We start from the raw sequence: 20,616 nt of genomic DNA, 5'->3' as shown, positions 1-20,616 counted from the left end.
AGAAGAATATGCAGCAAGGTTTCACGCACACGATCGACGGCAAGGCCGAAGCCGGCGCAACGGCGTTCGAAGTGATCAATCCGGCCTCGGGCGAGGCGTTCGCGCTGTGCCCCGATGCGACGCGCGAACAGCTCGACCGCGCCGTCGCCGCGGCGCGGCGCGCGTTTCCCGAATGGCGGCGCACGCCGCAGGACCGGCGCCGCGAGGCGCTGCGTGCGTTCGGCGACGCGGTCAAGGCGCGCACGGAAGAGATCGCGACGCTGCTGACGCGCGAGCAGGGCAAGCCGCTGCAGCGCGCGCGGGAGGAAATCCAGCGCGCACTGGTCAATCTCGACGGCATCCTCGCGACCAAACTCGAAACCGAACTGCTGCGCGACGACGCGCGCGGCCGCGTCGAGCTGCAGCATCATCCGCTTGGCGTGATCGGCGCGATCACGCCGTGGAACGTGCCGGTACTGCTAGCGATGCCGAAAATCGCGCAGGCGCTCTACACGGGCAACACGATCGTGCTTAAGCCGTCGCCGTACACGCCGCTGACCACGCTGTTGCTCGGCGAGATCGCGCGCGCGCATTTCCCGCCCGGCGTGGTCAACATCGTCGCCGGCGGCAATGCGCTCGGCGCTTGGATGACCGAGCATCCGGGTATCGACAAGATTTCGTTCACCGGCTCGGTCGCCACCGGCAAGCGCGTGATGGCGAGTGCGGCGAACACGCTCAAGCGCGTCACCCTGGAACTCGGCGGCAACGACGCGGCGATCGTGCTCGACGACGTCGACGTCAAGGCGGTCGCGCCGAAACTGTTCTGGGCGAGTTTCGGCAACAGCGGCCAGATCTGCCAGGCGATCAAGCGGCTGTACGTGCACGACAGCATCTACGAGGAACTGTGCGCGGCGCTCGTCGCGGTCGCGAACACGGTCAAGGTCGGCGAAGGCTTCGAGGAAGGCGTGCTGGTCGGCCCGGTGCAGAACAAGATGCAGTACGAGCGCGTACTCGAACTGCTTGCCGACACGAAGAAACAGAACGGCGTGCGCATCCTCTGCGGCGGCGACGCGCTGCCCCGGCCCGGCTATTTCATCGCGCCGACGATCGTCGCCGACATCGCCGAAGGTACGCGCCTGGTCGACGAAGAACCGTTCGGCCCGGTGCTGCCGGTGATCCGTTTCAGCCACGTCGACGACGCGATCCGTCGCGCCAACGATTCGCGCTTCGGCCTCGCCGGTTCGGTGTGGAGCGCCGATCCGGCGCGCGCGAAGGCCGCGGCCGAGCAGCTCGAAGTCGGCACGGCCTGGATCAACCATCATCTCGGCGTCGAGCCCGACGTGCCGTTCGGCGGCTTCAAGGAATCGGGCATCGGCCGCGAGTACGGCGTCGACGGACTCCGGCACTACACCGAGATCCGCGCGGTCAGCAAACCGAATATTCCGCCGCGCCCTGCCGCGGCGCCCGGAGCAAAGCCATGAGTACGCCGAATCCGCAAGCCGCGGGGCAGCCCGCGAAAAGCCTATCCGAGCGCGCCGACGAACTCGAACACCGCATGATCGACGAACTCGAACAGCGCATCGTCAAATCGGTACTGTTCGTCTCGGGCGACAAAGACCCGCGCACGATGAACCAGCCGCCGCCGCCGGGCAGCAAGCCGGACAAGCGCAAGTTCCTCATGGGCGACGACCCGCGCCTGCCGAAGATGCCGGAAGCGCCGACCCTGCTCGATTTCTTCCGCAACCGTTTCGGCTCGCCGAACCACGTACTGCAGAGCGCGACGCATGCGCTCAAGGGCGGTCACGACGAGAAGACCGTGCTCGCCTGCCTGCTGCACGACATCGCCGTCGGCGGCTTCATCCGCTCCGATCACGGCTACTGGGGCGCGCAATTGATCGCGCCTTACGTGGACGAACAGGTGAGCTGGGCGATCCGCTACCACCAGGCGCTGCGTTTCTTCCCGGACGAATCGGTCGGCTACAAATATCCCGACGCGTACATCCGCTACTTCGGCCCGGACTACCAGGTCGACGACTACATCCGCGCCGACTACGAGTACGCGCGCAACCACAAGTGGTACATGACCAGCCGCCTTATCACGCTCAACGACATCTATTCGTTCGACCCGAACGCGCAGGTGACCTGGGACCCGTTCGTCGACATCATCGGCCGCCACTTCAAGCAGCCGAAAGAGGGCCTGGGTTTCGACGGTTCACCCGTTGCGCATATGTGGCGCACGATCATTTGGCCGACGAAGTTTTTGTGATGTGCCAGCACCTGCGGACATCTTTCGCTCTCGCTTCTGCTTCGGCCCTTGATCGTCGGGTCCCCGTCAGTCGCGGCGAGGGCATGACGGAACTGTCCGCAGGATCGCGCGCAGGAAGCGCGCGAGTTTGCGAATGGACAGGATGTCCATCGAGCAAACCCCGGCATGCCCTCGCGAACCCGCAGCGCGCAGCGCGGAGGGCGCGGCTCCCGGGGGGCATTTCTTTGGTTACTTTCTTTGGGCAAGCAAAGAAAGTAACCCGCTCGTCCGTAGGACGAGTGGAAGCTCTTGCGACAGGAGAGCGAAGGGGTATGGTCAGAATAAATCAGCGACATCAAAAGCAAAGGCGCTGGATTCCCGCCAAAAGCACGCGGGAATGACGAGCCAAGAAAAACAACTGGATGACCCGTACCAGTCCCACGACTGTAATCACCCCGACTGAGCGGGGATGACGAGCAAAGAAAGCGAGAGAAAGAATGTCCGACAACCCAACGTCATCGATCACCCGACGCGCATTCCTCGGTCGCATCGGCGCCGTGTCCGGCGCGGCCGTGATGTACCAGGCCATGAGCGCGCTCGGCTTCGCCGCCGAGTCGAGCTATGCCGGTCCGATCGAACTCAAAGGCGCGCCGCGCGGTACCTCGGTGCTCATCCTCGGTGCCGGCTATGCCGGCCTCGTCGCCGCGTACGAGCTGAGCCGCGCCGGCTACAAGGTCAAAGTGCTCGAATACAGTCATCGCGTCGGCGGCCGCGCCTGGACTCTGCGCGGCGGCGATGAATTCACCGAACTCGGCGGCTTCAAGCAGAAATGCGAATTCGACGCCGGCCTGCATTTCAATCCGGGCGCGTGGCGTATTCCGTACCATCATCACGGCATCCTCGATTATGCGCGCCGCTTCAAGGTGCCGATGCAGTCGTTCAACCAGGTCAACGAGAATGCTTATCTGCATTCGACCAAGGCGTTCGACGGCAAGCCGCAGCGCTTTCGCCACGTGCGCAGCGACTTCAAGGGCCACGTTGCCGAGCTGCTCGCGAAATCGCTCAACCAGGGCGGCCTCGATGCCGAGCTGACCGGCGAGGACCGAGAAAAAATGCTTGCGGCGATGCGCAGCTGGGGCGTGCTCGACAAGCAGTACCGTTACGTCGCCTCGCACGCAGTCGACGGCAGCCGCGGCTACCAGATCGATCCGGGCGGCGGCCTGATGGCCAAGCCCGAGTCGTCGACGCCGATCGATCCGAAGACGCTGGTCGATTCGGGCCTGTGGAAATACCTCGTGACCGATCACGACTACGAGATGGGTCAGGCGATGTTCGAGCCAGCCGGTGGCATGGACCGCATCCCGCAGGCGATCTATAGCGAGATCAAGCCGCTCGTGCAGTTCGGCGCCAAGGTGGTGAAGATCGATCAGGACGACCACGGCGTGGCCGTGTCTTACATCGACGCGGCCAAGGGCGGCGATCCGGTCGTGGCCAAAGCCGACTGGTGCCTGTGCACGATTCCGCTGTCTATCCTCTCGCAGATTCCCATGCGCGCGGGCGAGCCGATGCTCTCGGCGATCAGCGCGGCGGCGGCCTACGTCGCATCGACCAAGGTCGGCCTGCAGTTCAAGCGCCGCTTCTGGGAAGAGGACGAGCGCATCTACGGCGGCGTGACCTATACCGATCTGCCGATCACGATGATCAGCTATCCGATGCAGGGACAGAACCTGCCCGGCAAGGGCGTGCTGCTCGGCGCCTATGCGTTCGGACCGAACTCCTACACGTTCGCCTCGCTCGATCCGGCCGAGCGCGTGCGCGAGGCGGTGCGCCTCGGCGCGCAGATCCATCCGCAGTACACGAAAGAATTCGAAAACGGCGTATCCGTCGCCTGGCACCGGTCGCCGTTCACGCTCGGCTGCTTTGCGCCGTGGCGCGGCGATACGCGCGACAAACACTACGACAATCTGTGCCAGATCGACGGCCGCATCGCGCTCGCCGGCGAACATGCCTCGCGCCTGCCGGCCTGGCAGGAAGGCGCGATTCTGTCTTCGCTCGATGCGATCTCGCGTCTGCACGCGCGCATCGTTTCCAACGCATCGGAGAAGAAGAATGGCTAAGGAAATTCTGTTTCGTCTCTCGCGACGCGTTGCCGCCGTCGTCGCTGTGATTGCGCTCTGCGCGAGCGGATTCGCGTCGGCGGCCGACACCGACAAGGTTCCTCCGCCCGAGAAACTGGTCAGCGGCGGCAAGTTCGTCGGCGAAGACGGGGCGGTGCTCTACCATGCCGTCTGTCAAGGCTGCCACATGCCGGACGCAAAGGGCGCCGAAGGCGCAGGACACTATCCTGCGCTCGCCGCCGATCCGAAGCTGGCGAGTTCGCTCTACATCGCGCTGACCGTGCTCAAGGGCCGCAAGGCGATGCCCGAGTTCGGGACGTTCCTTTCCGACGCGCAGGTCGCGGCGATCGTCAACTACGTGCGCACGCATTTCGGCAATCAGTACAGCGACGCGCTCAGCGCCGCCGACATCGCGAAATTCCGCTGAGCGCGGAAAGCGCAAATCTGCATCATTCGTACGGGGTCATAGAGGAGAAACCAGCATGAAGAAAATCCACGAAAAGATCGCCGCGCCCGTGCTCGCCGCCGCCGCGGTTCTCGGTGCGTCCGCAGCGACCGCGAAGGACGCGATCCGCTACAACGGACCCCCGGGCATGCCGATCGCACAGGCGGTCGAAGTGCCGGCCGGCCAGGCCATCGTCTTCCTCAGCGGCTCGGTGCCCGACGTCGCCGACAAGGCCGCGCCGAAGGACAGCCTGCAGTCGTACGGCGACACCAAGACGCAGACGGTCAGCATTCTGAAAAAGATCGAAGCGTCGCTGAAGTCGATGAACCTCGGCATGGGCGACGTGGTGAAGATGCAGATCTTCCTCGTCGGCGATCCCGCGCACGAAGGCAAGATGGACTTCGGCGGCATGATGGAAGGCTACCGCCAGTTCTTCGGTACGAAGGAACAGCCGAACCTGCCTGCGCGCTCGGTCGTCAAAGTCGCAGGTCTTGCCAATCCGGGCTGGCTGGTCGAGATCGAAGTCACCGCGATGCGCAAGTAGGCGGACGCGGCGCACCGCGCCGCTTCCGATTCACGCGTATCGACGCCCCGCTCGCTAATCCGGGCGGGCGTCTGTGCATGTGCGCAGGGGTGCCTATGCCCAGCGCGGATCGCGATCCAAGTTGAAACGTACGCGCCAGTCGATCGTGCAGAGCTGGGCGAGCGAGATCGCATAGGCCAAGGCGACGCCGGCCGCGACTGCGCCCATTCGGTTCGCCGGGAACAGATGCCATGTACACAACACGAAAACGATGCGCATGCCGAGATGGATGAATCCGACCGGGTGCCCCGTCGTCCACGAAAAGACGATCCAGTGCAGCGCGAAGCCGATTCCGACCGTAATCGGAAACAGCGTCGGCGCGTAAATCCACACCGGGATATGAATCGCCCAGGTCGCCAGCGCCATCACGCGCGCTTTCGCCGAAAGGTCGAACAGTGGATTGGTCTCGACGTTGCGCATCTCCTCGCCGCGCAACCGGCCGACGAACAGCCCGACCGGCATGATCGCCCAGAAGCACAGCGCGAGGACCAGATTGTGGCGCACGGGATCGACGCACAGACTGAGCAGGGCGGCGGTCGAATAGACGATCACGCCGGTAAGCGGCAGTGCGAGCGAACCCTTGCGGCGCACGATGAAATCTTTCTGCATTTCTTCAAAAGTCACGGCTTGCTCCGGCATGCGGTCGAGGACGATCGCGGCAGAATCGCTGAACGCCGGGCAGCCGGCGACCGACTACGCGAAGTCGGTCGTTGGATGCTTAATTCGATTCATTCCGGGACCCATTCTGGCCGAAATACCGCGGACTTGGAGATGCCTGGTGGATTTGCGCGCCGAGCGACTACAGTGTGCAGGCCGCATTGGCCTCATCAATGTCGCTACATTGAATGTCTTGATCTGTGGATGGTATCGGTTCGCTCGCCGGCGGCTGTTCGCTAGCCTCTGAAACGTGCTTCGCGTGAACATCCCGGCGGCAACATGTGCAGCTCGCCGAAAGGTCGTGTGCTCGACTGCACCTCGCTTATTGCCAATCAGCCTCCTGCCCGACTGCTTCCCAAAGGAGTCCAGGCATGAATTGCCAAGCTAACGTCAGTTTCGTGACCACAAAAGCACTTCGCCATACTGTGGTGGATCAAAACCCCAGGCGATATAAATCTTTCCTTGCGGAGTATGCAGGTCTCTCAGGATGAGCTTAATGCCATGGTCAAAGCAAAAGCGCAGTACCACGGCAACGTCCGATGCGCCTTTGGGAAGGTGAGGGATGACAGGCCTTCTTGTCGCGATAGATTCCAATTGCTTGAAGCTAGGTAAGAAGCAATTGAACTCGCAACTGGTGTGCTCGACTTCTTCGAAGAGATTGGACCAGTATTCTCGGCCAAATTTCTTTGCGCCAGAAATAGCGCTGCTGGATGGTCCGCAGCTGTCGAGAAATTGACAGCCGCCTAGCGGGGGAGCGATTGCTGTCCAGGCAATGATGAGGGCCAGCGTTTTACGCATTTTCAACCTAACGCTTGAGTTCGGCGGTCGCTGCAGCGAAAAATGTAAGGGTGCAGCAACTCGTCATAGCGAACCGCCTGATTGAATAGTTAGACGTCACGAGATCCAGAGCAGTCGGCTCACAACAAGCACCCAATCATCTCCTACATGCTTGAGTATTGCGAATGCCTCATGACCACCCGATAGTGGCGCGCAAGCAAGCCCATACTTCACCATGGCAAGTGATCCATCACGGCTAAAAGCTACTCGGGAGAAACTGTAGTATGGTCTATAAGACCGACTAAGGCTCGCGTCAGCGACACCAACTGTCTTCTTTCCAGTGGGGACTAGGCACATCGCCTGGACTTCCTCATCGCGTGGTTTAGAAAGAAAATTTCCTTCAAGAACTGTTGCGGATTTATCGGTCGGGCGCCAGCCGAGTGGCTCATTTCTCTTATTTACGCGATACAGTTCCTCAAGGAGAGGCACGTACTCTGGTTTCAGCCAAGCCTCTTCGCCGCCACGTGCTTGCATACCGTTGGCTACAACGTTGCTCAGCTCGTTCTCCAGGAACCAACGACTGTCTGTCGTTGCGGCTATGGGCTTCGTTGGACGGTTTACCGATATCCCCGACCAGATTGCTTCATACACGGATTGTTCCGGCGAAGCGCTTCGCATGCAGGAAGCCAACAAAAGCAAAAAAATGGCGGTTAAACACGAGCGCATTGTTCTCATTTCGGCAAACGCCGAAACTCAACCACGGACTTGTCGTGGCGGGGCGAAAGCAAAAAAATCGCGCTGAGCGGTTGAATAGACCCTACTCTTTGCATCGCGGATCCCATCGCCGATCAATGTCGGGAGGTAAGCAGGCTTTCGGCTCCCCTGTATCGGTGAACCGCCATGCGCAGTAGCCGTACTGAAACCAACGCGAAAACGGGACGCGTGTCATCTGAGCCAGCTCAGCCTTGGAGTGATGCCAGTGTGGCGGCATCAAAGCAAAAAACGTGTCGTTGAGAACACGCTTAGAACGAAGCGCTAAAGAGAGGTACATATGCTTTGCCGTGCCCCGTGATGCCACACGGTCAAAGTCCGGGTGCGACAATAAATAACGTACACCTTGCAGGGCTTGCCCGCCATTGAGCGCGAAGTGTTTGGCGTATTCCTCGAAAAATCGAAGCATGTGCAAAATCCGTTACAGGGTTCAACGCTTAGGCTAGGCGGCGGTTGCCGCGAGGAGTATCAGGATACCGGAAGCCGTCACGGCGGTTCGCTTGAGCGAATAATTAGCCTGCATATTCAACACCCTGCCCATTCCAGCCCTCGAGATGCCAGGCACCAGTTGGAACAAAGGCTCGTAAGCCCGCGCGCGACAATGTTGTAGCGATGGCGCCGACTTCTGTGCTGATAGGCGTGCTGCCCTTGCGATAGGTTGGACGTTTGAGCGTGAGAGCGAATGGATAATTGAGCAAGCGATCATCGTCTATGTCTGAAACCACTACGGCGACATTTGCAGCATAGCCAACAAAGTAGTGCTCGTCGGGAGGATGGTTTGCGCTGAAGCGTTCTTCGGTTTCAGTGAGGCCGAGGCTAGCAAAAACGATGGACGCAACGGCCTTCAATGTTGCTACGTTATTTGGTGTCGAAATGAAGATTGTGTCCATGGCATATGCGATCTAACCCTTGAGCTAAGTGCCTGCGACCGCGGTGAGTGTCAGGATGCTGAAATCTGTCGGGGCAATCCGCTCGAGCGAATAGTTAGCTTGCTACCTGACGGACTTTTCGGCGAGCTTCAACGAACGCGAGCATGAATGGTGCGCCGAAGACTAACGACGCGAACAGCGAATATGAAACTGCGGCGAACCAGTCGGTGAAGAAATCGAAAGCGAAGGGTAGTAGCATAACTAGCGGCAACCCAAGCAAATGACGCCGCGTAAGGCTGAGCGCACCGAAGGCTACGAGGGCGAAAAGCAAGGGGAAATATAAGGGAATTTCTGTGGCGCGCCCAATCCCTGATCGGGGTGCAAATTCTACCAATGGCATAGCTAGAGCCGCGCCCGTAGCGACGATAAATATCAGCCACGCGAATGCGTCTGAAAAGTGGAATAGTGTCGAAAGCTTAGGAATGAGTTTCATTGCAAGCTAATACTTGAGCTGAGCGGCCGCTACCACGATGACTACTATGCAACCTCAGCCGGCCATAGCGGTCTGCTGGAGCGAATAGCTAGTCGACATGCAAGGGTATTCGATGCTCGGTGTCCTTGGCGACGAAATCTTGCAAGCACGCGACGAAAAGTTTTGCCTCTTTTGGCATACGGAAACGCATATTCATCAAGCCTGATACGCGAATTGCGCGAGGTGCAACGACGTTACGCATGCACTCGTCGAAGGCGTCCCAGTTTCGGCCGTAGTATTCGGGGAACTCGAAGGCTTGATACAAAAGCTCGTGGAGCTCTTCGGGCGAGCGCACATCACTGACGTTGATTTCCAGCGAGTTGGCATGACGCGTGAACATGACGGGTAACACATGAGGTAAATGGCGGCTGCCACGGCGCGTGCCAGGTTACCGCGACATGTCGCCGCGATCCACTTGGTCGAATAGTTGGGCGTCGCCTCAACTGCCAGCTTTCTCCTGAAGCCAACCAAATGAGCGTTTCAAGCTAGCATCTCTGGCGCGAGTCTCTGCTTCGAGACAGGCTAGGTGCGTCGGCGGTCCGCCAGAGCCACCCCCATAGAGGTTGTACTCCGCTTTGCAGTTGGCATCGCGGTACTGAATCCACAGTTGTTGTGCATGCGTCAGCGCTCTTCTGTCTTCCGGGGACAGCAAGCTTTTCACTTGAGCATAGGTCTGATTGAGCTTGGTGTCGGATGCTTTCAACGCCTGGTTCAAGCACTGGACCAGTTCTGCGGTTACGACAATGTTTCGGCACGTGCTGTCTCGAGCGTTCATGCTTTGTGCCTCGGCTGCATGACTCACCAAGAAGAGCGACGTTAGAAAAAAGGAATATGCTGATCTCGTCGGCATAGGTGTGTATCGCTGGAGATAGGAGGTCGCTGCCACAGCGGGCGTCAGATCATTCTGCGGTAAGCAGTAGCTATCGCGATGAGCGTCAAGATACCGCAATCTCTCGCAGTAGTTCGATTAAGTGAATAGTTAGTACTCTTGCGAACGTGCCCAATCAAGCAACGCTGTGGCCGATTGCATGGCAAGAGAGCTGTAGCGCTGTTCTGTGAGAGCTCGCTCTTGATCGTAGTGAGCGAGAGCTTCAGCTGCCCACAATTCACGCACTTTGCCAACCGGAAACTTGTCCGTCTCCGAATCGATGCGGATGAACGGAATGAACAAAGGATTCTTGTCTTGTCGCAGTGCGAAGCAGGCTCGGGAAATTGCGCGAGCTGCCTCAACAATGCCGATCCGAGAGTCGAGCAACCCTTGGAGTGCCTCGATGAGTAAGGATTGAACCTCCAAATTTTCAGTGCTGCCCATAAGTTCTAACGCTTTAGGTAAGCGGCCGTTGCCGCGTTGAGTAGCATGTCACAACCTCTCCGCCGTGGTCCGCTTGGTCGAGCGGTTGGACCGCTCAGGTCTTAGGGCATGTAGTCGCCTAGTGGCACGACAGGTTGTTGTTTGGCGTCCAAGAGCCATTCCTTTACTGTGCTTCTTGAAAGCAGAGCAGCAGTCCATGCGGAAACACCGGGCCACTGCTTCAGGTCTTCCATATGCGAAGTCAAACGCAACGCAGACGGCAGCATAGCCAGATCTGCCAGAGAGAGGGCTCCAAACAAGTATGGGCCACCGCTGGACTCAAGTTGCTGCTCCCACACTGAGAAAATTCCAGTTGCTTGATGGCGCTCATCGAGCGACATGGCACGCTTATCGGGGTAGAAGAAGCTTTCAAATGAGAGGCGGGGACATATGGATGAGAGTCCGGCATGTTGCCACGATACAAATGAGCGAGCTCTTGCCCGGGTCAGAACTTCTTGAGGAAGCAAAGCCCCATCACAGAGCTCATTCGCGTATTCCATGATTGCCAATGAGTCGAAAATGACGGTTGCCCCATCCACAAGCACGGGCACCGCTCCAGGCGGAGAAAATTCGGCAATTTTTTTCAGGTTTGAGAATCTTTGAGGAGGCCGGATGTCGACGACGATTTCCTCAAATTCAGCATTGGCTTCTTTTAGTGCCAACCATGCGCGAAAGGCCCAGCTGGAGGCGTTCTTGGTTCCGGAATAAAGGATTCTTGGCAACGTGAAGGTCTCCAAAGCGATTTACTGCTTGAGCTAAGCGGCCACTACTGCATCAGTACCAGCATATCGCAATCCGTCACAGCGATCCGGTTGAGCAAATAGCTAGCCACCATTGCGCCGATAGCGAACAATGACAACGTGTGCGGTGCTGCGGATATCTTTGAGGGCCTCCAGCATGAGCGCGAAAGCGGCAGGCTCCTTAAACCCACCGGAACCTGCGCCGATAACCGGGAATGCCACGGAACGAAACTCATGCTTGGCGGCGAGAGCCATGGCAGAGCGTACCGAGCCTTGAATGGACATTGCTGACGCACGCCACAGCATGTTGATGCCGGCGACATGGATGGTGCCCTTGTATGGCAGCCGGCCCGCTGAAGTTAGGGCGGCTCCGCCTAGAGGAATGGCACCCAACCTGCCAACTTCTTGAAAAGGTCTGTAGCCACTTCGCCGCTTGATGGCTCCCGAAACACCCTGGGGTATGAGAAGCCACCAAGGAATGATGTTGCGGTTCCAGGTGTTGACGATAACCTCGACCTGTTGGTCAAGCAGATCCCCGTCGACTATTTTCGTGTCCATCAGATAGTGGCTGGTGCTTGAGCTAGGCGGCCACTGCCGCTGGGGGCAGCAGGATACCGCAAGCCGTCACAGCGATCCGCTTGAGCGAAGAGTTAGGCGGCATGCCCTACCATCTGCCTTCGACCCATTTGGAGCATGTGTCGTGCTCGAACATCTTGCGGCCGCTATAGACTGACTCGTGACTGCGACAGTAACCCCAATCGCCGTCGATCGCTTTGAATTTGAGGCAGCCGCCACATTGTTCGTGGTGAAAGTGATCGCGTTCGTTGTTCGAGTTGATTGCGCATGCGCAACGATCGCACCAAAACACGATAAGAAATGCAGGTGAATCTTCTCGGAGTTCTTGGGACGTCTTCGACATACAGCCTAGCGCTTGGATTGGGTGGCCGCGGCTGCGACGCAGGTCAGAATACCGCAATCCACCACAGCGGTCCGCTTGAGCAAATGGCTAGGAGCCGGGTGGCTGTTTGACGAGTAGTCCAATTTTGCCGCCGGGAGTCGGAGCAATCTGCGGAACGATGTCGTCCTGTGTGAAAGGTTTTCCGTCCGGGCCGACAGACCTTAGGTAGTAGTGGTCAGCATCGGTGCGTTGGTAGTAGAACTGCGGAGGTTGAGTGCCGAACGCTCCTACACTTGGGTCGTATACCGACACGAAGCTTTCTTTAGGAAGAGACTTCTGCAGCTCGTCCAGGGACTCGGGATAGCGGCCGTTCTGGATTTTGTAAAACTCAACCATTGGAACAAGCGAGTTTAACGAGGTTTGAGCAAGCTTGGCTCGTAGGTCGTCGTAGACACCGCCTCGCTGCCCAAACGCAAAGTAGAAGAGAGATCCATACAGGATCACCGTGAAGGCGATGCCACTTGCGCCAAGAGCAATCAGCAGCTTGCGACCAGATTTGTCTGTTGTTAGGCCCCATACGATGGCTGCTATCCCAAAAAGCACTCCAATCAAGGGGATAAACGCAAGGCCACCAACGACGTACGCGAAGCCGCCCATGGATTCGGTCTTATGACTGTCCGATTCTGACAAGATGCAGACTCCTGACGCTTGAGCTAAGCGGTCGTTGCCGCGAGGGCGTCAGCATACCGCAAGCCATTGCGGGGATTCGCTTGAGCGAATAACCGGGTGCGCGAACTGGCCGAACTGTCTGGCGATTAGTCAGGGCGGCGCCTCGATTTTTGCATGGGAGCACATGGCCATTGATTTGGTTGTGCTCGCCAAGAGGCATTTCCCTTGATGCGACCAGCTTGCCCGAAGCATTTCATCGCGCACAGCCGAGAGAGGGAAGCAGCGCGGCCTCTTAGGCCGGCACTGTTGCGGCAGCCGCACGCACGCGCAACGCAGTCGGCGTCACGCCGAGATGCTTGGCGAAAGCCGCGTTGAACGACGATTTCGTGTTGAAGCCCGAACGATGGGCGATGTCGAGAATGGTGGTGTCGCGGTGCGCGGGATCGGCCAGCAAGGCCGCCGCCGTCTCGACGCGGTGGCGATTGACGAAGTCGAAGAAATGCACGCCGAGTTGCCGGTTGACGAGCTGTGACAGCTCGCGCTGCCCCATGCCCATGCGGCGCGCGAGGCTGCGGATGGTCAGTCCCGGGTCGAGGAACGGCCGTTCGCGTTCCATGTACGCCTTGAGTTTTGCGAGCGCCGCCTCATTGAGCGCGGGGGCCTGTTCGGCAAAGGTTTTTTCTCGCTCTGCGGCCAAGGCCGGTGCGGCGGAGTCATCGGCGCCGCTAGCATCGATCGTCACGCCGAGAAATAAGTGCTGGCGCAGCAGCGCGGCGAGGGTAAGGGCACAGATCACCAACGCGGCGATCACCGCGATGATCCGTTCGAGCGCGTAATAGGTCGCCGCGTGATCGCTGATCCAGGCGAGGCTTTTGAGCAGAGCGAAGATGTGGGACAGCAACGAAACACCGACCACCGTCGCGAGCCAGGCGAAGGTGATGCCGTCGGGATTGGAATATGCGGCGCGGTAGGCGCGTCGATAGGTCCATAGAAGATGGATCATCAGGGCGAGATAAACATAGTGCTGGACGTGCAGTGCGGCCGCGTTGACGACGAGATCGACTTCGCGGCTCGACAGCGAATCCAGTGCGGGTGCCGCGCCGGACCACCAGGCGCCTGCGCGCGGCAGCAACGAGATCGCGCTGAACGCAACCGTCGCGAGCGCCGCCGCGACGTGAGGCCTCGCGCGCCGGGTTGGGAAACACAGCTTCGAGGCATACACATATAAAAGCGGCGCTTCGAGAAAGCACAGTGGCAGGCGGAAGATCAGGATCTCGCGCAGCGGCGCCGGCAACAGATCCGCGGCCCAGCCGGCCATATCAACGGCGAGCACGAGCAGAAAGCCGGCGAGGTAGCGATTCGCGTGTTGCAGCGGGCCGCCCGCGGCGAGCAGGAACAACGCCAGCAGCAGGCAAAGGCCGGGGGCCAGTGAGCCGACGGAAGAGAGCAGGGGAGAGGTCATCAATGATCCGCTACCGGAAGCCGTTCTCAGGCATCGACGCGGATCATAGTGGCTAGACTGAGCGGAGTGGAATCCGCATCGTGCTTTGGCGACGCTCGTCGCAAGCGAGGCGCTTCATGGCCGCCGCGGCTGTTGCCGCAGCGTGCCGGAACGAGCTGAATACGTCAGAGATCGACGACGTTGCCCTGCTCGTCGATGCGGATGCCCATCGCGTCGCGGAACTCCGCCTTGACGCTGTCGGGCTGTCCGTACTGGAACGCGTAGTCGTTCAAGTGGCGGCCGAGGATCGGGTGCGCCTTGAGCTGTTCGCGGGTCAGGCCGTCGACGAAAAGATGGCGGCCGGCTACGGGCAGGGCGAGGCAGGCGTTCTTGTCCGGATCGCGCACGAGGCCCTTCGGGTCTTTGCCTTGGGCGATCGCGTCGAGATCGTCGAAGAAATGCCGGCGCAGCATGGCGATGCCGCGGTCGCTACTGCCGAGGTTCTCCTGAGTGCGATCGGCGACGCGGCCCTGGCCGACCCAGGCGACGAAGTCCTGGTTCATCACATGGCTCGTGATCCAGCGTCCGGTGGTTTCGTCTTTGACCGGGCCGCGCCATGCCGGGATGCGTTCCTGTACGTAGGGTTCGCGCTCGCGTGGCACGCGGTTGAACGCCCAGGTCACGCTGAGCGTGTTCTCGTCGTCGATCGGCACGCGCCATTCGAAATGATCGCCGAGGCAGAACACGTTCGGCCACAGCGCGAGGCGGCCCGTCGTCCACAGCGGATGCTTCTCGTCGGTATCGCTGCGGATGCGCTTGTAGATCAGGCCGTATTCGAATTCTTCGAAGTTCAGCCGCGTATGCGTCGGGCCGTACGGGCCGGTCTGGCCGCGCAGGCGCACGCTCCAGTTCGAGTGCATCCACTCGAAATGCACGGGATCGATCGAGTTCTCCTGGCACTGGAACCAGTTGCACGGCACTTCGGAGATGACGATCTGGCGGAAGCCGTTCTGCCAGGTGAACGGTTCCCAGTTCGGCACGAGCGGCGCGGGCGCCGGGCCGAGATAGGCCCAGATCATGCCGGCGTGCACCTGCACCGGATACGACTTGATCTTGATCCGGTCCTTGAGCTTGGCCTGCGGATTGGCGATGTCTTCGTAAGGCTGCTCGATGCAGTTGCCGTTCTCGTCGTAGAGCCAGCCGTGATAGTTGCAGCGCAGGCCGCATTGCTCGACGAAGCCGTAGGACAGATCGGCGCGGCGATGCGGGCACTGGCGATCGACCAGGCCGAAGTTGCCGGACAGGTCCTTATAAAGGACGAGATCCTCGCCGAGCACGCGCACCGCGCGCACCGGCATTTTGTCGAATTCGGTCGCGGCGCCGATCGGGTGCCAGTAGCGACGCAGCAGGTCGCCCATCGGCGTACCCGCGGATACCTGGGTCAGCAGGCTGTTCTTTGCCTCGGCGAGCATAGGCCTCCCGTACTTCCGTCGTTTGTCGTGTTATCGGAATCAACATCACGCATACTGTATGCGATATAACGGATTGTCAAGATGCGGGCGGCACTTTGCCGCATGCGTTCGGCACGGGGAGAAGGCGCCTTGACGCGTCCGAATTGAATGACATACTGTATGTCAATTAGAGCAAACGCAAATCCGTGCGCCTCTTCGCCATTCCCGCGCGGCCCTTCCCGGATAGATCGCAGGCAGCATGTCCCCCACAGCGAATCCCGACGGACGCGACGCCGGCAGCGCCGAGCGCGCCGCGGCACGGCTGCCCGTCACTCTGATCAGCGGCTTCCTAGGCAGCGGCAAGACCACCTTGCTGTCGCGCCTGCTGCGCCAGGAGCGTATGCGTGACACGGCCGTCGTCATCAACGAGTTCGGCGAGATCGCGCTCGACCATCTGCTTGTCGCCGCGGTCGATGCGCAGACCGTGCTGCTCGATGGCGGCTGTGTCTGCTGTGCGGTGCGTGACGATCTCGCCGCGACCTTACTCGCGCTGCATGCGCGGCGCGCGCGCGGCGACATCCCGGCCTTCAACCGCGTCGTTATCGAAACGAGCGGGCTGGCCGATCCGACCGCGATTGCCGCGCTGCTGCTGCGCGATGCGGCGTTGGCCAAGCGCTTCGCGCTCGACGCGGTCATCGTCACGGTCGACGCCCTGCACGCGTCGAGTCAGCTCGATACACAGGCCGAAGCGGTGCGTCAGGTCATGCTCGCCGATCGCCTGCTGCTGACCAAGACCGACCTGATCGGCGAGGACGACTACTGGAAACTCGCCGCGCGCCTGCATGCGCTCAACCCGGCCGCGGCGCGCCTGAACTGTCATTACGGCGAGATCGATGCGGCCGAACTGATCGGCCTGCGCGACCGCGCCGCGGCGGACGCTTCGGTTGACGTTGCGCATTGGCATGCGCGCTCTTCGACTGCGCACGACCACGATCACACGCATTGCGATGCGGATCATCGGCACGGCCCGGACTGTGCGCGGCCAGCGCACGACGGCGGCATCCGCGCGCATTGCATCCGCGTCGAGACGCCGATGGACTGGGACGTGCTGAGCAGCTGGCTCGGCAGCGTCGCCTACCATCACGGCGACAAACTGCTGCGACTCAAGGCCGTCGTCCACGTGCGTGGCGAAGCCCTGCCCGTGGCGATGCACGGCGTGCAGCGCTGGCTGCACGAGGCCGAGCCGCTGCCGGCGTGGCCCGACGCCGACCGCGGTTCGCGCTTCGTCTTCATCGTGCGCGACCTGCCGCGCGCCGCGTTGACCGATGCGCTCGCCGCAGCCCAATTCGAAGCGCGCAGCGGCGACCCCGCCGACGCCCACGTTGCCGATCCGCCGGATTTGTCTAAGAATGGACGTGCCTCGATCGCAGCGTCCGCTTTTGCCGATACCGCGGCAGTGCGATAGCCGAGAGCCCCTGTCAGGAGACGATATGCAGCGCCAGAAAAGCGAAACGCCGGTATGGAAGCTAGGCCGTTCTGAATCGACCGCGATTCGCGTCGAGCGACAGATCAAGGAGGCTTTGCTCGACGGGCATTTCGTCGCCGGCGATTTCCTCGGTTCGGAAAGCGACCTGACCCAGCAGTTCGGGGTCAGCCGCCTGCCGATCCGCGAAGCGCTGGGCCGGCTCGAAGCGCTCGGCGTGGTCGACATCCGCACGGGTGCAGGCGGCGGCGCACGCATCGCCCAGGGCAATCCCGAACGCTTCTCCGAAGCGCTGGCGATCCAGCTCAAGCTGATCGGCGTGCGCGAGGAGGAAATCTTCGACGCGCTGCTTACGGTCGAGACCGCAGTCGCGGGATTCGCCGCCCAGGCGGCCACGCCCGAAGATCTGGTCGCGCTCGAAGCGGCGCTGGAAAAGGCCGAAGGCCTGGTCGGCACGCAGCAGGAATTCACCCAGGCGTCGATGACCTTCCGCAACGCCGTCGCGCGCGCCTCGCACAACCATTTCCTCGAAGCGATGATGCAGGCCGTCGTGCACGTGCTCTACCGCTCGCTGTCGCCGTACACGACCGGCGCCGTGGCGAAGAGCGTGATCAGCCGTCACCGTGCGCTGTACGAGGCGATCCGCGACGGCAACGCCGACGCCGCGCAGGACGTGGTGCGCCAGAACAATATGCTGTTGCGCAAAAAGTATCTCGCGGCGCGCGACGAAGCGGCCAAGGCGTCGGCCAAGCCGGCGAAGGCGGCTAAGCGCGCAGTGCCGGCGCGTAGTCGCTGACGGTTTGTCTATTGGGGTTTGTTTGACTGAGACGTTGCCGAGACGTGGCTTGTCTTTGGCATTCGATCGTGGGCGAGTCGTTTGCTGTTGTCGATTCGATGGTATGGAATCGACGTTTGACGTCTGACTTGTAGAGCAGAGCTTCCACTCGCCCTGCGGGCGAGCGGGTCACTTTCTTGTCAGCAGCGACAAGAAAGTAACCAAAGAAACGCCGCCCCAGAACATTGCGCCCTTCGGGCATCCTGCCCGAAGGGTCCGCGTCAGCGGCCGGGTTCCGCTAATTGCACATCCATGTGCAATAGCGGAATGCGCGCGATCCATCGCGCGCACCCTGCGGGCCTTTTCGTCCGCTGCCGCCGCAATGTAATGGGGACCCGGAAGAGCCGGAGCAGCGCGCATCGTGCGCGCCGGGGCCAGCGCTGGCGCGCAGGCACTCTGCGTTTGTAGGGCGCGAAAATTTCGCGCGTCTCGCGCGAAAGCGGTTGAAACCGTTCGCGCTCGGCTCTACTCGCGGCGGTCCATTACTACAGCGCCGACCGACAACGTATGCGCTGCGAATCCAGTGCGCGGGACTTCAACAAAGCTCCGTCGCAACGCTCAGCCGCGATTCCAGCCGTAGATATCGAGCGAGGCCTCGCCGGCTTCGAGGCGGCGGATGATTTCCTGTTCCTTGGCTTCGCGGTCGTGCGATGCGGTGACGATCTCGCCGATGCGCGTGCGTGGCAGGGCGACGACGCCGTCGGTGTCACCGACGATCAGGTCGCCGGCGTGCACGACGAGGTCGTCGAGCATCAGCGGATGGTTGATCCAGCCGCGTGCGGCGAAGTCCTTGCCGGTGCCGCGGATGCAGAGGCCGCGTGCGAATACCGGGAAGCCGAACTGTTCGAGGATCGCGCCGTCGCGTACGCAGCCGTCGATGACCAGGCCGCCGAGGCCGCGCACGCGCCCCATCGTCGACATCACCTCACCCCAGTAGCCGGCGTCGTAGTGGCCGCTGACGCTGACGACGAGCACGTCGCCGGGTTTGGCGACGACGAGTGCGCGATGCAGCCAGAGATTGTCCGCGGGCGGCGACTGCACGGTCAGCGCCGGGCCGCAGATCTTGAACGACAGTGCGACCGGCTTGATCGCGGCGGGGAGGGCGCCGATCTTGCCGGCAGCTTCATGCAGGGTCGCGACCGGAATGGCGGCGGCTGCGGCGACGAGTGCGGCGGCCGGGCGCTCGAAGTCGGCGCGCACGGTCGGCAGGTCGAGGAACGGATAGCTTGCGGTGGTCATCTCATCGATTCCTTTCAGCGCCGGCGCGTCTGCAACTGGTGATAGCCGAGTTCGCGCCGCGCTTCGTCGAGGCGCTTGCCGCTGCGCACGGCGTCGCGGATGTGCATCTCGGCCGCATGGATTTCCTCGGCGGCATCGAGCACGGCGTTTTCTTGCGCCGCCGGAATCACGATGACGCCGTCGGTATCGCCGCGCAGGATGTCGCCCGGCTGCACGCGCGCTTGGCCGATGTTGACCGTGACCTGCACCGCTTCGACCTGCACGCGATCCTTGCCGGTGCGCATCCAGTGGTCGCGGCTGAAGATCGGGTAGCCGAGTTTCAAGGCGAGGGCGACGTCGCGGCAGATGCCGTCGATCACCGTGCCGCCGATCTCGCGCCGATGCGCGATCTCGGTGAGGATGTCGCCCCACACGGTGCAGTCCTCGCGGCCGTCGTTGTCGAGCACGAGCACGGTGCCCGGCGCGATGTCGTCGATGTAGTCGCCGACTGTGCCGGGCGGCGTCGAGGCCGGGCCGTACTTGATCGTGTAGGCGCGGCCGGCGAGATGCATGCCCGGGTCGCGGCCCTTGATGCGGTGGCATTGTCCGGCGATGCCGAGGCGGTCGAGCGCGTCGCTGAGCGTTGCGGTATCGAGCGCGCCCGCGCGGGCGACGTTCTTGTCTTGAAGTGCTTCAGTCATGGGAGGTCTCGGAGAGAGTGAGGGGAGTGTCAGTGCGAAGCGTTTGGAAAGCGTTAGCGGTAAGCGGTGAGCGGGAAAAGCTCTTTCCGCTCACCGCTCACCGCTGCCCCGCTCCCCTCGATCGCGCAGCATGTTTTCGTAGTTGGCGCCCATCACCTCGGTGATCGGCTTGCCGGCTTGCAGCGCCTTCGCCATCGCGGCCTCGCGTGCGGCGACCTGTTCGGCCGCGGCGAGCACGCGCTCGATGTCGGCCGCCGCGATAAACACCACCGCACTGTTGTCGGCAATGACGTAGTCGCCCGGCGCTACGGCATGGTCGCGGATCGTCACCGGCACGTTCGTGCCCGCTTCGGCGACGCGGCCGCGCGCGGTGCGCGCAGTCAGCGCCGCGCAGAACACCGGCAGGTCGTATTGGCGCGCTTCGTCGATATCGCGCACCGGGCCGTCGGCGACGACGCCGGCGATGCCGCGCAGTTTTGCGCCGAGCGAAAGGATGCCGCCCCAACTGCCAGCCTCGATACCCGTGCGCTGCTCGACGACGATCACGTCGTCCGGCCCCGCGGTTTCGACCGCGGTCGTGCCGAGGTGGCGCGGCGGTCCGGCGGCTGCGGGCGCGTCACCCGCCTTGACCAGCTTCACCGTGACGGCGCGGCCGGCGATGCGGCGCGCCGACGCGCGTTGCGGCAAGCCGTTCACCGCGCCGGCGAGGCCGAGCTTGTCGAGTGCGTCGGACACGGCGCAGGCATCGAGCTTGCGCAGGCGTTCAACGTAGTCATGTACTCCACTCATCGCGTTGCTCCTTTCCGGTTTCCTTGGCACAGGAAATTTCTTCAGTCGAAACTCAAACCCGTTCG

The 20,616-nt window shown here is 61.6% G+C and carries 25 protein-coding genes; 8 read left to right on the top strand and 17 right to left on the bottom strand.

Annotated features, from left to right (window positions below; translation table 11 throughout):
* Positions 1-8: 8 nt before the first annotated feature.
* The 5 genes from FFS30_RS15780 (at position 9) to FFS30_RS15760 (ending at position 5,330) form a co-directional block, all read left to right on the top strand.
* Positions 9-1,460: an aldehyde dehydrogenase family protein gene (locus FFS30_RS15780; protein ID WP_137914145.1), complete on the top strand. Its 1,452-nt coding sequence runs from the start codon at positions 9-11 to the stop codon at positions 1,458-1,460.
* The gene (locus FFS30_RS15775) at positions 1,457-2,245 is read left to right on the top strand and encodes an HD domain-containing protein (RefSeq protein ID WP_137914144.1); all 789 of its coding nucleotides are present in this window, start codon (positions 1,457-1,459) and stop codon (positions 2,243-2,245) included. The genes FFS30_RS15780 and FFS30_RS15775 overlap by 4 nt, the downstream gene beginning before the upstream one ends.
* A 476-nt stretch (positions 2,246-2,721) precedes the next feature.
* A complete protein-coding gene (locus tag FFS30_RS15770; protein ID WP_137914143.1) occupies positions 2,722-4,341 on the top strand; it encodes a flavin monoamine oxidase family protein in 1,620 nt (539 codons plus the stop codon).
* Positions 4,334-4,768 carry a cytochrome c gene (locus FFS30_RS15765; RefSeq protein WP_137914142.1) on the top strand — a complete coding sequence of 145 codons (435 nt, stop codon included), beginning with the start codon at positions 4,334-4,336 and terminating at the stop codon, positions 4,766-4,768. Before FFS30_RS15770 ends, FFS30_RS15765 begins: the two co-directional genes overlap by 8 nt.
* Positions 4,769-4,823: 55 nt before the next feature.
* Complete coding sequence (locus tag FFS30_RS15760) at positions 4,824-5,330, top strand: RidA family protein (protein WP_137914141.1); 507 nt, start codon at positions 4,824-4,826, stop codon at positions 5,328-5,330.
* Positions 5,331-5,423: 93 nt separating this feature from the next.
* Here the strand turns inward: FFS30_RS15760 and FFS30_RS15755 are convergent, their stop codons facing one another.
* The 3 genes from FFS30_RS15755 to FFS30_RS15745 form a co-directional block, all read right to left on the bottom strand.
* Entirely contained in the window at positions 5,424-5,993 is a 570-nt protein-coding gene (locus FFS30_RS15755; protein ID WP_137914140.1) for a hypothetical protein, read from the bottom strand.
* Positions 5,994-6,416: 423 nt separating this feature from the next.
* Entirely contained in the window at positions 6,417-6,824 is a 408-nt protein-coding gene (locus FFS30_RS15750; RefSeq protein ID WP_137914139.1) for an FAD-binding oxidoreductase, read from the bottom strand.
* Between the two features lie 96 nt (positions 6,825-6,920).
* Positions 6,921-7,454, bottom strand: a complete 534-nt coding sequence (locus FFS30_RS15745) for a hypothetical protein (protein ID WP_137914138.1) — start codon at positions 7,452-7,454, stop codon at positions 6,921-6,923.
* 25 nt (positions 7,455-7,479) lie between these two features.
* On the opposite strand from FFS30_RS15745, the gene FFS30_RS24445 reads away from it, so the two are divergent.
* Positions 7,480-7,605, top strand: a complete 126-nt coding sequence (locus FFS30_RS24445; protein ID WP_283235222.1) for a hypothetical protein — start codon at positions 7,480-7,482, stop codon at positions 7,603-7,605.
* A gap of 15 nt (positions 7,606-7,620) precedes the next feature.
* On the opposite strand, the gene FFS30_RS15740 is transcribed toward FFS30_RS24445, so the two are convergent.
* From FFS30_RS15740 to FFS30_RS15690, 11 genes are all read right to left on the bottom strand, one after another.
* A complete protein-coding gene (locus FFS30_RS15740) occupies positions 7,621-7,983 on the bottom strand; it encodes a hypothetical protein (RefSeq protein ID WP_137914137.1) in 363 nt (120 codons plus the stop codon).
* 103 nt (positions 7,984-8,086) lie between these two features.
* Entirely contained in the window at positions 8,087-8,464 is a 378-nt protein-coding gene (locus tag FFS30_RS15735; protein ID WP_137914136.1) for a hypothetical protein, read from the bottom strand.
* A gap of 94 nt (positions 8,465-8,558) precedes the next feature.
* The gene (locus FFS30_RS15730; protein WP_137914135.1) at positions 8,559-8,936 is read right to left on the bottom strand and encodes a hypothetical protein; all 378 of its coding nucleotides are present in this window, start codon (positions 8,934-8,936) and stop codon (positions 8,559-8,561) included.
* 88 nt (positions 8,937-9,024) lie between these two features.
* On the bottom strand, positions 9,025-9,315 hold the full coding sequence (locus tag FFS30_RS15725) for a barstar family protein (protein ID WP_137914134.1): 291 nt from the start codon (positions 9,313-9,315) through the stop codon (positions 9,025-9,027).
* Positions 9,316-9,414: 99 nt separating this feature from the next.
* Positions 9,415-9,750, bottom strand: coding sequence for a lysozyme inhibitor LprI family protein (locus FFS30_RS15720; RefSeq protein ID WP_171014664.1), 336 nt, complete (start codon positions 9,748-9,750; stop codon positions 9,415-9,417).
* 204 nt (positions 9,751-9,954) lie between these two features.
* Positions 9,955-10,287, bottom strand: a complete 333-nt coding sequence (locus tag FFS30_RS15715; RefSeq protein ID WP_137914132.1) for a hypothetical protein — start codon at positions 10,285-10,287, stop codon at positions 9,955-9,957.
* A 101-nt stretch (positions 10,288-10,388) separates the two neighbouring features.
* A complete protein-coding gene (locus FFS30_RS15710; RefSeq protein WP_212742491.1) occupies positions 10,389-11,063 on the bottom strand; it encodes a glutathione S-transferase family protein in 675 nt (224 codons plus the stop codon).
* A gap of 87 nt (positions 11,064-11,150) precedes the next feature.
* Positions 11,151-11,624, bottom strand: a complete 474-nt coding sequence (locus FFS30_RS15705) for a macro domain-containing protein (RefSeq protein WP_137914131.1) — start codon at positions 11,622-11,624, stop codon at positions 11,151-11,153.
* 448 nt (positions 11,625-12,072) lie between these two features.
* Complete coding sequence (locus FFS30_RS15700) at positions 12,073-12,654, bottom strand: type II secretion system protein GspG (RefSeq protein WP_249352510.1); 582 nt, start codon at positions 12,652-12,654, stop codon at positions 12,073-12,075.
* 271 nt (positions 12,655-12,925) lie between these two features.
* On the bottom strand, positions 12,926-14,095 hold the full coding sequence (locus FFS30_RS15695; protein ID WP_137914130.1) for a helix-turn-helix domain-containing protein: 1,170 nt from the start codon (positions 14,093-14,095) through the stop codon (positions 12,926-12,928).
* A gap of 164 nt (positions 14,096-14,259) precedes the next feature.
* Positions 14,260-15,546: an aromatic ring-hydroxylating dioxygenase subunit alpha gene (locus tag FFS30_RS15690; protein WP_137914129.1), complete on the bottom strand. Its 1,287-nt coding sequence runs from the start codon at positions 15,544-15,546 to the stop codon at positions 14,260-14,262.
* A gap of 238 nt (positions 15,547-15,784) precedes the next feature.
* On the opposite strand from FFS30_RS15690, the gene FFS30_RS15685 reads away from it, so the two are divergent.
* The gene (locus tag FFS30_RS15685; RefSeq protein ID WP_137914128.1) at positions 15,785-16,990 is read left to right on the top strand and encodes a GTP-binding protein; all 1,206 of its coding nucleotides are present in this window, start codon (positions 15,785-15,787) and stop codon (positions 16,988-16,990) included.
* 25 nt (positions 16,991-17,015) lie between these two features.
* Entirely contained in the window at positions 17,016-17,804 is a 789-nt protein-coding gene (locus FFS30_RS15680) for an FCD domain-containing protein (RefSeq protein ID WP_171014663.1), read from the top strand.
* 597 nt (positions 17,805-18,401) lie between these two features.
* Here FFS30_RS15680 and FFS30_RS15675 read toward each other — a convergent pair.
* From FFS30_RS15675 to FFS30_RS15665, 3 genes are all read right to left on the bottom strand, one after another.
* A complete protein-coding gene (locus tag FFS30_RS15675; protein WP_137914126.1) occupies positions 18,402-19,082 on the bottom strand; it encodes a 4-carboxy-4-hydroxy-2-oxoadipate aldolase/oxaloacetate decarboxylase in 681 nt (226 codons plus the stop codon).
* 14 nt (positions 19,083-19,096) lie between these two features.
* Positions 19,097-19,762 carry an RraA family protein gene (locus tag FFS30_RS15670; protein WP_137914125.1) on the bottom strand — a complete coding sequence of 222 codons (666 nt, stop codon included), beginning with the start codon at positions 19,760-19,762 and terminating at the stop codon, positions 19,097-19,099.
* Between the two features lie 90 nt (positions 19,763-19,852).
* Positions 19,853-20,551, bottom strand: a complete 699-nt coding sequence (locus tag FFS30_RS15665; RefSeq protein ID WP_137914124.1) for an RraA family protein — start codon at positions 20,549-20,551, stop codon at positions 19,853-19,855.
* Between the last annotated feature and the right edge of the window lie 65 nt (positions 20,552-20,616).

The organism is Rudaea sp. 3F27F6 (genome assembly GCF_005503555.1).
Lineage (GTDB): Bacteria > Pseudomonadota > Gammaproteobacteria > Xanthomonadales > Rhodanobacteraceae > Rudaea.
Note: the sequence above shows the minus strand (reverse complement) of the source record. Positions and strands in the feature narration are given on the sequence as shown.